The 12,608-nt window shown below is 73.4% G+C and carries 10 protein-coding genes; 9 read left to right on the forward strand and 1 reads right to left on the reverse strand.

Features of this window, described 5'->3' with window-relative positions; translation table 11 throughout:
* Nucleotides 1-20: 20 nt before the first annotated feature.
* Entirely contained in the window at nt 21-1,352 is a 1,332-nt protein-coding gene (locus tag ACH0BZ_RS06255; protein ID WP_406897115.1) for a S1 family peptidase, read from the reverse strand.
* A 213-nt stretch (nt 1,353-1,565) separates the two neighbouring features.
* On the opposite strand from ACH0BZ_RS06255, the gene gdhA reads away from it, so the two are divergent.
* From gdhA to ACH0BZ_RS06300, 9 genes are all read left to right on the forward strand, one after another.
* The gene (gene gdhA, locus ACH0BZ_RS06260) at nt 1,566-2,912 is read left to right on the forward strand and encodes an NADP-specific glutamate dehydrogenase (protein ID WP_406897116.1); all 1,347 of its coding nucleotides are present in this window, start codon (nt 1,566-1,568) and stop codon (nt 2,910-2,912) included.
* 367 nt (nt 2,913-3,279) lie between these two features.
* Nucleotides 3,280-5,139 carry a molecular chaperone DnaK gene (gene dnaK / locus ACH0BZ_RS06265; RefSeq protein WP_406897117.1) on the forward strand — a complete coding sequence of 620 codons (1,860 nt, stop codon included), beginning with the start codon at nt 3,280-3,282 and terminating at the stop codon, nt 5,137-5,139.
* Nucleotides 5,136-5,333 carry a hypothetical protein gene (locus ACH0BZ_RS06270; protein WP_406897118.1) on the forward strand — a complete coding sequence of 66 codons (198 nt, stop codon included), beginning with the start codon at nt 5,136-5,138 and terminating at the stop codon, nt 5,331-5,333. The genes dnaK and ACH0BZ_RS06270 overlap by 4 nt, the downstream gene beginning before the upstream one ends.
* Complete coding sequence (gene grpE, locus ACH0BZ_RS06275) at nt 5,330-5,953, forward strand: nucleotide exchange factor GrpE (RefSeq protein WP_406897119.1); 624 nt, start codon at nt 5,330-5,332, stop codon at nt 5,951-5,953. The genes ACH0BZ_RS06270 and grpE overlap by 4 nt, the downstream gene beginning before the upstream one ends.
* 91 nt (nt 5,954-6,044) lie before the next feature.
* The gene (gene dnaJ, locus ACH0BZ_RS06280; protein ID WP_406897120.1) at nt 6,045-7,238 is read left to right on the forward strand and encodes a molecular chaperone DnaJ; all 1,194 of its coding nucleotides are present in this window, start codon (nt 6,045-6,047) and stop codon (nt 7,236-7,238) included.
* Complete coding sequence (locus ACH0BZ_RS06285) at nt 7,235-7,675, forward strand: heat shock protein transcriptional repressor HspR (RefSeq protein ID WP_406897121.1); 441 nt, start codon at nt 7,235-7,237, stop codon at nt 7,673-7,675. Before dnaJ ends, ACH0BZ_RS06285 begins: the two co-directional genes overlap by 4 nt.
* 142 nt (nt 7,676-7,817) lie before the next feature.
* Nucleotides 7,818-10,508: an AMP-binding protein gene (locus ACH0BZ_RS06290; RefSeq protein WP_406897122.1), complete on the forward strand. Its 2,691-nt coding sequence runs from the start codon at nt 7,818-7,820 to the stop codon at nt 10,506-10,508.
* Between the two features lie 90 nt (nt 10,509-10,598).
* Nucleotides 10,599-11,471: a nitrilase-related carbon-nitrogen hydrolase gene (locus ACH0BZ_RS06295; protein WP_406897123.1), complete on the forward strand. Its 873-nt coding sequence runs from the start codon at nt 10,599-10,601 to the stop codon at nt 11,469-11,471.
* Complete coding sequence (locus ACH0BZ_RS06300) at nt 11,468-12,535, forward strand: hypothetical protein (protein WP_406897124.1); 1,068 nt, start codon at nt 11,468-11,470, stop codon at nt 12,533-12,535. The genes ACH0BZ_RS06295 and ACH0BZ_RS06300 overlap by 4 nt, the downstream gene beginning before the upstream one ends.
* Nucleotides 12,536-12,608 lie beyond the last annotated feature (73 nt).

A 12,608-nucleotide genomic window follows, 5' to 3' on the forward strand; every position in this document is an offset into this window, starting at 1 on the left:
GCGAGGGGGCCGGCGCCGGGTCAGGAGGTCCGGACGCTGAGCCCCGGGAACTGCTCGACGATCGCGGGGACGGCCACGACGATCGCCTGCAGCGGCGCCCGCACGCCGGCCCCCGCCTCCCGGCACGAGGTGTAGGGGATCGGCTGCCCGGTGGACATGTCGAAGGCGTTGGACATGCTCGTGATGGCCAGCGCCCGCGAACCGGCGAAGAACACCCCGCCGCTGTCGCCCGCGAGCACGCAGATGTCCACGGTGACCTGCCCGGGCGCGCGCGTCGAGTCGAGAGCGCTGACCTTGCCGCACGTGTACGCCGAAGTCCGGCCGTACTTGCAGACGGTCTGGCCCACGACCGGCGACGCCGTGCCGGTGATCGCGAGCGGCGCGCCGCCGGACGAGCGCACGAGGTTATTGGTGAAGCGCGGGCGGGCGTCGTCGGCGATCGTCACCAGGGCCGCGTCCATGTCGTGGTCGGCCTCGGCGGCGCTGAAGTGGCCGAGCTCGGTATCGCCGTGGGCCTGCGACACCGTCCCCCAGCGGGACGTCGCCGGGGAGGCGCCGGCGAACTCGCCGCAGTGGGTGGCGGTGATGTTGACCACGCGGCCGTCGCGGATCCCGTTGAAGCCGAACGAGCACCACACGCCGGCCCCCGTCGCCGGGTCGGTGGCGAGGTAGCGGTCCCCGCCGAGCAGCGCGCCGTCCGGGACGGTGGGCGGGGTCGGGTCGGTGGGGGTGGGGTCGATCGGGGTGACGGCGCCGCCGCCCGACCCCAGGCTCTGCGCCTTGTGGAACGTGCCGCGGCGCAGCTCGGCGCCCAGGTCGGCGGGCGGGGCCGGGGCCCGGTCGGAGTCGGTGACGACGACGGTGACGTCGCCGGTCGCCGGGTCCACCTCGGTGACGGCGACCTCCTCGCGCTGCTCGGGTGGGAGCGAGTCGGTCCAGGACTCCACGCGCTCCGCCGTCCGGTCCAGCGACTTCGCCGGGACGGGGGCGGCGAAGGTGGAGAAGCCGCGGGAGCGGGCGTCGGAGGTGAGCGCGTCCTCGTCGTCGGCGCCCGGGAGCACCCCCACCTGGCCGCGCGCACCCACCACGCGGACCCCGGCGAACGCCTCCGGGTAGCGCGCCGCGTACTCCTCGGCCGCGGCGGACAGTCGGTCGGCGGTCTCGGCCTGGGTCTCGAAGGTCGCCCGGTCCATGCCGACGGCGCCGAGCGCGCCCTCGAGCGTGGTGTGCTCGGTGGCCTCGGGCGGCGGCCCGGGCTGCGGGTCGGCGTGGGCGGCGGGAACGGCGACGGCCAGGGCCACGACGAGAAGCGGTGCGGCTCCTCGGAAGGGCAGGCGGGCGTGGCGGGTCAACGGGGGTCCTCGGGGGAGTGCGAACGGGGGAGGCCGAGCGATTCGCCGGTCAGGGCACCACAATAGTGCTTGGCGGGACGCCCCGGACACGCTCGGTGAAGCGGGGCCCATCGGCCTGAGACCAGCCTGAGTCGGAGATTTCGGGTGCCAGCCGATAGGCTCACCTTTCGGCAACGACACCACTGCCCAGTTTGCCCCTACACCGGAGGTCCCATGTCCGACGCCGACGCCGCCCTGCACGCCGCCCTCGCGACGGTGGAGCGACGCAATCCCGGACAGCATCTCTTCCGGCAGGCCGCCCACGAGGTCCTCGAGTCGCTGGCCCCGGTGGTCAAGCAGCACCCCGAGTACGTCGAGGGCGCGATCCTCGAGCGCATGATGGAGCCGGAGCGCGTCATCTCCTTCCGTGTGCCGTGGGTGGACGACTCCGGCAAGATCCACGTCCAGCGCGGTTTCCGCGTGCAGTTCAACTCGGCCCTGGGCCCCTACAAGGGCGGGCTGCGCTTCCACAAGACGGTCGACGAGGACACGCTCAAGTTCCTCGGCTTCGAGCAGGTCTTCAAGAACGCCCTCACCGGCCTCGAGCTGGGCGGCGGCAAGGGCGGGTCCGACTTCGACCCGCACGGGCGCAGCGACAACGAGGTCATGCGCTTCTGTCAGTCGTTCATGGCCGAGCTGGCCCACCACATCGGCGAGTACACCGACGTGCCCGCGGGCGACATCGGCGTGGGCAGCCGCGAGATCGGCTACATGTTCGGCCAGTACCGCAAGATCACCGGCCGCTTCGAGTCCGGCGTGCTCACCGGCAAGGGCATCGGCTACGGCGGCTCGTGGGCCCGCACCGAGGCCACCGGCTACGGCCTCGTCTACTTCGTCCGCGAGATGCTCCGCGAGACCGACTACAGCCTCGAGGGCTCGAGGGTCGTGGTCTCCGGCTCCGGAAACGTCGCCATCTACGCCGCCAAGAAGGCCTCTCAGCTCGGCGCCACCGTCGTGGGCTGCTCCGACAGCTCGGGCTACGTGGTCGACGAGGACGGCCTCGACCTGGACCTGCTCTGCGAGGTCAAGGAGGTCCGCCGTGAGCGTCTCTCCGCCTACGCCTCCGAGCGGGGATCTGCCGAATTCGTCGAGGGCGGCTCGGTGTGGGACATCGACTGCGACATCGCGCTGCCCTGCGCCACCCAGAACGAGCTCGACGGCGACGCCGCGCGCACGCTCGCCGAGAACGGCTGCCGTGTGGTCGCCGAGGGCGCCAACATGCCGTGCACCGAGGAGGCCGTCCACGTCTTCCGGGACAAGGGCGTGCTCTTCGGCCCCGCCAAGGCCGCCAACGCCGGCGGCGTGGCCACCTCGGGCCTGGAGATGCGGCAGAACGCCGGCCGCCTGCAGTGGGACTTCGAGCGCGTCGACTCCGAGCTCGACCGCATCATGACCAACATCCACGCCACCGCCGCCTCGACCGCCGAGGAGTACGGTATGCCCGGCGACCTCGTCGCGGGGGCCAACATCGCCGGCTTCCGCAAGGTCGCCGACGCGATGCTCGCCCAGGGCGTCATCTGACCCTGGTCGCATCCCCCGCATTCCCAACACATTCCCGAAATCGGCGACTCCGCTGCGGGATCGGCGCCCCTGACAGGGGTAGCTGATCCGGCAGCGGGGTCGCCGATTTGGGAGGGGGCGGGATCGCTGGAGGGAGCGCCGGGTTGAGTGGGGCGCACGCAATCGTGCCTGTGATCTACGCCACCCCGGGAATGTCCCGGCGCTGCGCATAGTTATACGGAGCGTCAAACCTCAGCGTATTCGGCTCAACTTCAGTTGACGATGTCCGACCGGGAGGGCACTCTGGTGTCAACGGCCCGGGCTCTTGAGTCGGGTCCGCTGAACCAAGCCCTGTCAGACCATGTCAACTGCAGCAAAGGAGATCACCATGGGACGTGCAGTCGGGATCGACCTCGGCACCACCAACTCGTGCGTCGCCGTCCTCGAGGGCGGCGAGGCCAACGTCATCGCCAACGCCGAGGGGTCGCGCACGACCCCGTCGGTCGTCGCCTTCGCCAAGAACGGCGAGGTCCTCGTGGGTCAGCCGGCCAAGAACCAGGCCGTCACCAACGTGGACCGCACCATCCGCTCGGTCAAGCGCCATATCGGCACCGACTGGAAGTCGGACACGATCGACGGCAAGAACTACACCCCGCAGGAGATCAGCGCGCGCACGCTCCAGAAGCTCAAGCGCGACGCCGAGGCGTACCTCGGTGAGGACGTGACCGACGCCGTCGTCACCGTTCCCGCCTACTTCAACGACGCGCAGCGACAGGCCACCAAGGACGCCGGCCAGATCGCGGGCCTCAACGTGCTCCGCATCGTCAACGAGCCCACCGCCGCCGCGCTCGCGTACGGCCTGGACAAGGGAGACAAGGAGCAGACCATCCTCGTCTTTGACCTGGGTGGCGGCACGTTCGACGTCTCGCTGCTCGACATCGGCGACGGCGTCGTGGAGGTCCGCGCCACGTCGGGCGACAACGAGCTCGGCGGCGACGACTGGGACCAGCGCGTCGTGGACTGGCTCGTGGAGAAGTTCAAGGCGCAGAACGGCATCGACCTGACCAAGGACAAGATGGCGATGCAGCGACTGCGCGAGGCGGCCGAGAAGGCCAAGATCGAGCTGTCGAGCGGTCAGTCCACGTCGATCAACCTGCCGTACATCACGGTGGACGCCGACAAGAACCCGCTCTTCCTCGACGAGACGCTCTCGCGCGCCGAGTTCCAGCGGATCACGCAGGACCTGCTCGACCGCTGCCGTCAGCCGTTCCAGGCCGTCATCAAGGACGCCGGAATCGCGGTGTCGTCGATCGACCACGTGGTGCTGGTCGGCGGCTCGACCCGCATGCCCGCCGTCACCGACCTGGTCAAGGAGCTCACCGGCGGGAAGGAGCCCAACAAGGGCGTCAACCCGGACGAGGTCGTGGCCGTGGGCGCCGCGCTGCAGGCCGGCGTGCTCCGCGGCGAGGTCAAGGACGTGCTGCTGCTCGACGTGACCCCGCTCTCGCTGGGCATCGAGACCAAGGGCGGCGTCATGACCAAGCTCATCGAGCGCAACACCACCATCCCGACCAAGCGGTCGGAGACCTTCACCACGGCGGACGACAACCAGCCGTCCGTACAGATCCAGGTGTTCCAGGGTGAGCGCGAGATGGCCGCGCAGAACAAGCTGCTCGGCTCGTTCGAGCTCGCCGGCATCGCCCCCGCGCCACGCGGCGTGCCGCAGATCGAGGTCACCTTCGACATCGACGCCAACGGCATCGTCCACGTCACGGCCAAGGACAAGGGCACCGGCAAGGAGAACACGATCATCATCCAGGACGGTTCCGGCCTGTCCAAGGAGGAGATCGACCAGATGATCAAGGACGCGGAGGAGCACGCCGCCGAGGACGCCAAGCGTCGCGAGGAGGCCGACACCCGCAACCAGGCCGAGTCCACGATCTACCAGACGGAGAAGTTCGTCTCGGAGAACTCGGACAAGGTCCCGGCCGACAAGAAGGAGTCGCTCGAGGCGGCGATTGCCGAGGCCAAGACCGCGCTCGAGGGCAACGACGTCGAGGCGCTGAAGAGGGCCGTCGAGAAGGTCAACACCGAGGCGCAGGCCGTCGGCCAGGCGATCTACGAGGCCTCCGCGGCCGAGGGTGCCGCCGCCGGCGAGGGCGCCGAGGGTGCCGCCGCCGGCCAGGACGACGACGTCGTGGACGCCGAGGTCGTGGACGAGGACGACGACAAGGGTGAGTCCAAGTGACCCGCTCCGACGGCACGCCGGACCCCGGCGCCCCGGAGAACACGGACGAGGAGGCGGTCGACGCCGAGTTCGTCCAGGACGATCCGGTCGCGCCGGAGGCGGACGCCGTCGCCCGCGGTGAGGCCGACGTCGAGACCGACGAGGTCGAGGACGCCGCGGCCGACGACGAGACCAGGAAGGGTGAGGTCCAGTGACCGAACACGCTGACGGTCCGGAGACGGACAAGGCGGCCTGGGCCGGCGGTGACGCCGCGGACGTGGCCGAGGCCCAGCGGGTCGAGGAACAGGCCGAGGGCGGCGGGAGCGGCACCGACGGTGATCACGGACCGGTGGTCAACGACGGCACCGCGGCCGACGACGGCGGCGAGGAACCCATCGAGACCTCCACGGAGGCGGACCCGCTCGTCGAGCTGCAGGCGCAGCTCGACGAGCGGACCGCGGACCTGCAGCGGGTCTCCGCGGAGTTCGCCAACTACCGGCGCCGGATGGACCGCGAGCGGACCGCCGGCATCGAGGCCGCCCGGGCGGGCGTGCTCACCGAGCTGCTGGCGGTGGTCGACGACCTCGATCGCGCCCGCGCCCACGGCGACCTCGAGGAGGGCCCGCTCCGGGCCTTCGCCGACAAGATGACGGCGCTCCTGGCGTCGCAGGGCGTCGAGGCGTTCGGCGAGGAGGGCGACCCCTTCGACCCGAACGTCCACGAGGCCGTGCAGGACGAGTCCGACGGCGGCGAGCCCGTGCTCGGCACCGTCCTGCGCAAGGGGTACCGCATGGGCGAGCGCACCCTGCGGACCGCCATGGTCATCGTGCGCTGACGTACCGCTGTGCGGTCGACCCCGCGATCGCGGGGTCGACCGCACGCCAGGTCGTTCACACTTGTCGTAGAGAGCAGAAAGGAGGCGTCTGGTGAGCCAGCGCGAATGGGTCGAGAAGGACTACTACGCCGAGCTGGGCGTCTCCAAGAGCGCCACGCAGGACGAGATCCGCAAGGCGTACCGCAAGCTCGCGCGCGAGAACCACCCGGACTCCAACCCCGGCAACACCGCCGCGGAGGAGAAGTTCAAGCGGATCAGCGAGGCCAACGACGTCATCGGTGATCCCGCCAAGCGCAAGGAGTACGACGAGTTCCGCGCGATGGTCTCCTCGGGCGGAGGCTTCGGCGGGTTCCGTCCCGGCGGGGCCGGCGGACCGGGCGGCGCCACGTTCACGACCGGCGGCGCGGACTTCGACCTCGGCGACCTCTTCGGCGGCGCCGGCGGAGGGGCCGGCGGCTTCTCCGACCTGTTCGGGGGTCTGTTCAACCAGGCCCGCGGCGGGGGCGGTGGTGCCGGCCGCACCCAGGCCCGGCGCCCGCGCGGGGGCCAGGACGTGGAGACCGCGCTCACGCTGACGTTCCGTGAGGCGGCGCTCGGCGAGACCGTGCAGATCAAGGTCTCCTCGGCGTCGCCGTGCCTAACCTGTCACGGCAGCGGCGCCCGGCCCGGCACGAGCCCCAAGGTGTGCGGCACGTGTCACGGCGCGGGGGTCACCCAGCGCACGCAGGGCGCGTTCGGGTTCGCCGAACCCTGCGCGGACTGCGGCGGCACCGGCTCGACGATCGACGACCCGTGCCCCGACTGCACTGGCAGCGGCGTCACCCACCGCAACCGCAACGTCAACGTCAAGGTGCCGGCGGGCGTCGAGGATGGCCAGCGCATCCGCGTCACGGGGCAGGGCGAGGCAGGCTTCAGGGGCGCGCCGTCCGGCGACCTCTACGTGACCGTCACCGTCCGCAAGGACGAGGTCTTCACCCGCGACGGGGCCGACCTGTTCGTGGACCTGCCCGTCTCGTACCCGGAGCTCGTGCGGGGCGCACAGGTCTCCGTGCCCACGCTCACCGGCCGGGTCACGGTCAAGGTCCCCGCCGGGTCGCGGGACGGCCAGATCCTGCGGGTCCGGGGCCGCGGCATCGCCCGCAAGTCCGGGACCGGCGACCTCAAGGTGACGCTCCGGGTGGCCACCCCGCCCGCCGGGATGGCGGAGGCCGAGCTGGCCGCCTACGACGACGCCCTGCGCGCCGCCGGCTACGACCCGCGCGCGGATTGGGCCGGGTCGTCATGACCCGGCCCGGCGCGGGGGGCCGGGGCCTGGACGGGCTCGGGCCCGACGAGAGCGTGCTGGTGATCTCCGTGGCCGCGGAACTCTCCGGCCTCCACGCGCAGACGCTGCGCACCTACGACCGGCTCGGTCTGGTGAGTCCGGCTCGGACGAGCGGCGGGGGCCGGCGGTACTCCCTGCGGGACGTGGCGATGCTCCGCGAGGTGCAACGTCTGAGCCAGGACGAGGGCATCAACCTCGCCGGCGTCAAGCGGATCATGGAGCTGACCAACCAGGTCGATGCGCTCCGTGGCCGGGTCGAGGAACTGCTCGACGAGGTGGCGGAGCTCCGTGGCCGGGCGGGCGCGTCGGCGCGGTCCCGGGGCGAGCTCGTCCACGTGCCACGCTCGACCTCGGTCGTGGTCTGGCGGCCCCGGCACGAGCGCGACGACCGGCGCTGACGCCGCGTCCGGCGATCCCGGGGGCCTCCCCGTCGGTGGGCGGCGGGATGGATTCTCCAGCCGCGCGATGCTCGAGTTCGCCGACCGCTGGCCGCCCCGCCGGGAATTGCCTCAGGGTAGCCTTTCCTAATACGATCGCGCGGTGACGATCACGCAGGTGGACGCGGCGCGCAGCCCGCTCGGGCTCGCCTCGGCCTTCGCCGCCCGGGGCCCGGCGCCAGCCCTCATCGACGACAACGGGCCCCTGACCTACGCCGACCTCGCCCGCCGCGTGGACGAGCGCGCGGCCGCGTACCCGCCCGTGGCCACCGGCCGCCGGATGATCGGCCTCGTCGGCGCCAACACGGTCGCCTTCCTCGTCGACTACCTGGCCGCCCTCGAGGCCGGGCACGCGGTCCTCCTCCTGCCGCCCGAGAGCGCGGCCACCCGCGCCCTCGTCGCGTCGTGGACGCCGGACGTCCTGGCGGGCGCGGGCGAGCCGATCCCGGCCGCAGCCCATCTCACCCCGCCGCGTCACGTGCTCCACCCCGACCTGGCGCTGCTGCTCAGCACGTCGGGCTCGACGGGCGCGCCCAAGCTCGTCCGCCAGTCGCGCGAGGCGGTGCTCGCCAACGCGGCGGCGATCGCCGAGTACCTGCGCATCACGCCTGCCGACCGCGCCATCACCACGCTGCCACCGCACTACTGCTACGGCCTGTCGGTGCTGCACAGCCACCTCCTCGTGGGCGCGTCGGTGGTGCTCAACGAGGACTCTGTGGCCACCCCCGGGTTCTGGGGGCGCGCGGGCGCGCACGGGGTGACGACCTTCGCCGCCGTGCCGCACACGGTCGAGCTCCTCGAGCGCGCGGGCCTGGATCGCCTGGACGCCCTCCCGCGCCTGCGCTATCTCACGCAGGCCGGCGGCCGCCTCGCGCCGGAGAAGGTCCGCGTCCTCGCCCGGCGCCTGGAGTCGCGCGGCGCCGAGCTCGTGGTGATGTACGGCCAGACCGAGGCCACCGCCCGTATGGGCTACCTGCCGCCGCACCTCGCCCGCAGCCGCGCCGAGGCGATCGGCGTCGCGATCCCCGGTGGCGCGTTCCGCGTGGACCGCCCGGCCGGCGCCGGTCCCGACGACCCCGGCGAACTCGTCTACACCGGCCCCAACGTCATGATGGGCTACGCGCGCGCTTCCGCCGACCTCGCGCGCGGCGCCGAGCTCACCGAGCTGCGCACCGGCGACCTCGCCCGGATCGCCGACGACGGGCTCGTGGAGATCGTCGGCCGCATGGGCCGCGAGGCCAAGATCTTCGGCCATCGCATCGACCTCGGCCGCGTCGAGGCCATGCTCGCCGACGCCCACGGCTTGGACGCCTGGTGTGTGGGGGAGCCGGACCGGCTCGTCGTGGTGACCCGGGAGCCCGGAGGGGAGCGGCCCGGCGGGGTGGGGACCGGCGGATCCGGGAACGACGGCGAGGTCGCCGACCCCTGCCGGCGGGCCGACCTCGTGGGGGGCGCCGCGCAGGCCTCGGGACTGCCCCGGTCGGCGGTGGAGGTTGTCGTCGTCGACCCGCCCCGCACCCCCGCCGGGAAGGTCGACCACGCCGCGTTGCGTGACCTCGTCGCCGGCCGGGACCGGTCGGCCGCGGCGCCGGTGGCGGGGGCACCGGGGGTCGCCGACGCCGCGTCGCCGTCGGGGCTCGTGGCCCACGCCCTCGGGTTGACGGGCGAGGACCTCGCCGCCGCCGGGCCCGGGGTGACCTTCGTGGATCTCGGCGGAGACTCGCTGACCTACGTCGTGCTCTCCGCCCGGCTCGAGGAGGCGGTGCCCGACCTGCCGCGGGACTGGCACCTGCGCCCGATCGCCGAGCTCGACGCGCGGGCCGCGACCGGAACCCGCGCACCGGCGCGGTGGTGGGCGCCGTGGCGGGCGTGGGCGCGGGTGGACACCTCGATCGTGCTGCGGGCGCTGTTCATCCTCACGATCGTCGGCACCCACACCCGAGCGCTGACGATCATCGGCGGGGCCCACGTGCTCGTGGCGCTCACGGGCTACTCGCTGGCCCGCTTCCGGCTCCACGGAGCCGCGGACACGGCCGCCGACGCCCGCGAGCGCGCCCGGGGCGTGCTGCGGACCGCGGGCCGGATCGCGGGACCGGCCGTGGTGTGGCTGCTGCTCGTCACCCCGTTCACCACGCGCTACCACTGGTACTCGCCGCTGCTCGCCACCAACGTGTTCGGTCCGCGGTCCTGGTGGGCGGACCGCTGGTGGAACCCCTGGCAGATGTGGTTCGTCGAGGCCGTGGTGTACGCGCTGCTCGGGGTGGCGGGTCTCATGGCGGTCCCCGCCGTGGCGCGGCTCGACCGCCGGTGGCCGCTGGCGCTGCCGGCCGCGCTCGTCGCCGCCGGGCTCACCGTCCGGTTCGGGCTCTTCGACCTCGGCGGCGGCCCGCAGGTCTGGTATTCCGCGCCGGCGGTGCTGTGGCTGTTCGGGCTGGGGTGGGCCATCGCGCGCAGTCGCTCGGTGTGGGCCCGGGTGTCGGCCTCCGCCGTCGCGCTGCTGTGTGTGCCCGGCTGGTTCGGCGATCCGGGCCGGGAGGCGGTGATCGTGGGCGGGCTGCTCGCGCTCACCTGGATCCCCGCGGTCCGGCTGCCGCGCCCGCTGGTCCGCGTGCTCACGCCGCTCGCCGCGGGTTCGCTGTTCATCTACCTCACCCACTTCCTCGTGTACCCGCCGATCCGCGACGCCGGGTACCCGTGGCTCTCGGTGGCGGCGTCGCTCGCCGTGGGGCTCGCGGCGTGGGCGCTGTGGGAGCGCGGCGCGCGGGCGGCCCGGCGGCTGGTGCGTCGCTGGTGACCCGACGGTCGCGGCGAACCCGCATAGCCCAACGGCCACGACGACGCGGGTAGCGTCGAGGGAACGACCCCACCAGCAGGAGGACGCACCGTGCGCATCGCCGCCGCCCAGATCCTGTCCGGACGCGACCCCGCGGCCAACCTCGACCTGGTCCGCGCGTCGGTCGCCGGTGCCGCTGGGCGCGGAGCCCGACTCGTGGTGTTCCCGGAGGCCACCATGCGGGCCTTCGGCGCCGGCCGGCTCGACGAGATCGCCGAGCCCCTCGACGGGCCCTGGGCGACCGGCGTCGCCGGTGTCGCCCGCGAGTACGGCGTGGTGGTGGCCGCGGGAATGTTCACCCCGGGCGAGGGCGGCCGGGTCCGTAACACGCTCCTCGTCACCGGCCCGTCCGGGGGCGGCGGCTCCGCGGGCGACGGCGGTGACCTGCACCTGGGCTACGACAAGATCCACCTCTTCGACGCCTTCGGTTTTGCCGAGTCCGACACGGTCGAGCCCGGCGACACCACCCGCGTGGTGACGATCGACGGCGTGGGCGTGGGCCTGAGCACCTGCTACGACATCCGCTTCCCCGGGCAGTACCGCGCCCTGGCCGCGGCGGGCGCGCGCCTCACCGTGTGCGCGGCGTCGTGGGGCGCCGGGCCGGGCAAGGTGGACCAGTGGCGGCTCCTCGCGCGGGCGCGGGCCCTCGACGCCACCACGTTCCTGCTCGCCGCCGGCCAGGCCGACCCCGCCGAGGAGGGGATCGAGGTCAAGAAGGGCGCCCCGACGGGTGTGGGGCACTCGCTGCTCGCCGGCCCCGACGGCACCGTGCGCGCCGAGGCCGGTGCCGGCTCGGAGCTGCTGGTGGTGGACGTCGATGTGGAGGGTGACGACGACGAGGTCACGTCGGTCCGCAAGGCCATCCCGGTGCTGGCCAACGGGCGTGTGACCGAGGAGCCCCGGGCGCCGGAGGACGGCTCGTGACCGGGCCGGACGACCCGCGCGGCCGCGGCTCGGGGCCGGATGGCGCGGACGCGGGCGGCCGGGACGCGGGCGGCGACCCGGGCAGGAACACCGGTGGCGACACTCCCACGGACCGGATTCCGGCCGTCGGGGGCGACGGCCCGGCGGACGCGCCCCCGCCCACCCAGCAGCTCCCGCCTGTCGGCGGTGGGCCGGTGGAGGGGGCCCCGCCCACGGAGCAGATTCCGGCGGTCGGCGCCGACGGCTCGACCGCAGCGTGGTCGCAGTACCCCGCCGACGCGGTGGCGGGGCCCGCGCCCGAGGACTGGTACCAGGACCATGACGCGACGGGTCGGTGGGACGGCGAGTCGGTCGTCCCGCCCGCCGGTGCCGCCGTGAGTGCGGCCGGGGGACCTCCCGGCGGGCCGCCGCCCGAGGGGCCGCCGCCCGGCGACGGCGCGGGCGGCCGCGGCGAGGCCACGCCGTGGATGGCGCTGGCGGCGGTGCTGACGCTCCTGCTGGTGGGGGCGCTGCTGGTGTGGCTCGTCACCGCCGGGGGCGGTCGCGGGGACGAAGAGGCCGCGACGACCCCCTCGACCACGACGCTCACCTCGTCGTCGACCCCGTCCCCCACGACGTCGGCCACGCCCACCACCACGACGAGCGGGCCGCCCGGGATGGCCGAGCGTTGCTCCGAGGAGTTCCTCCGCGACGAGCTGGGGGACGGGATCCGGGTGCGCGAGTGCGACGAGCGCTTCGCCCTGGTGGACCACGACGGCGAGCAGATCCTCTACACCTGGAGTGGTGAGCGGTGGGGCGAGCTCGCCACCACCGACTCGGACGTGTGCCGCGAGCAGCTCGAGCAGATCGGCGTGCCGGACCGGTTCCGGCAGGTCTTCCCGCCGTGTAACGCCCCGGCACCGACCACCGACGACGAGCCCGGCCCCGACCCGGATCCGGGCGGCGGCGACGGTGGCGATCCCGGCAACGGAGACGAGACCGGCGGCGACGAGGAGGAGGTGCAGGAGGTCCCGGGCGACGACACCGCTGAATCCGGCGACGCGGCGGGGGAGGGGGTCGCCTAGGAGACTGCTGAACAATCAGGGTGTCCGCCCCGCGGGGTGACCCGGGCCTGAAATACTTGGTTCATGCAGGGTG

Source organism: Dietzia sp. 179-F 9C3 NHS, assembly GCF_045369825.1.
Lineage (GTDB): Bacteria > Actinomycetota > Actinomycetes > Mycobacteriales > Mycobacteriaceae > Dietzia.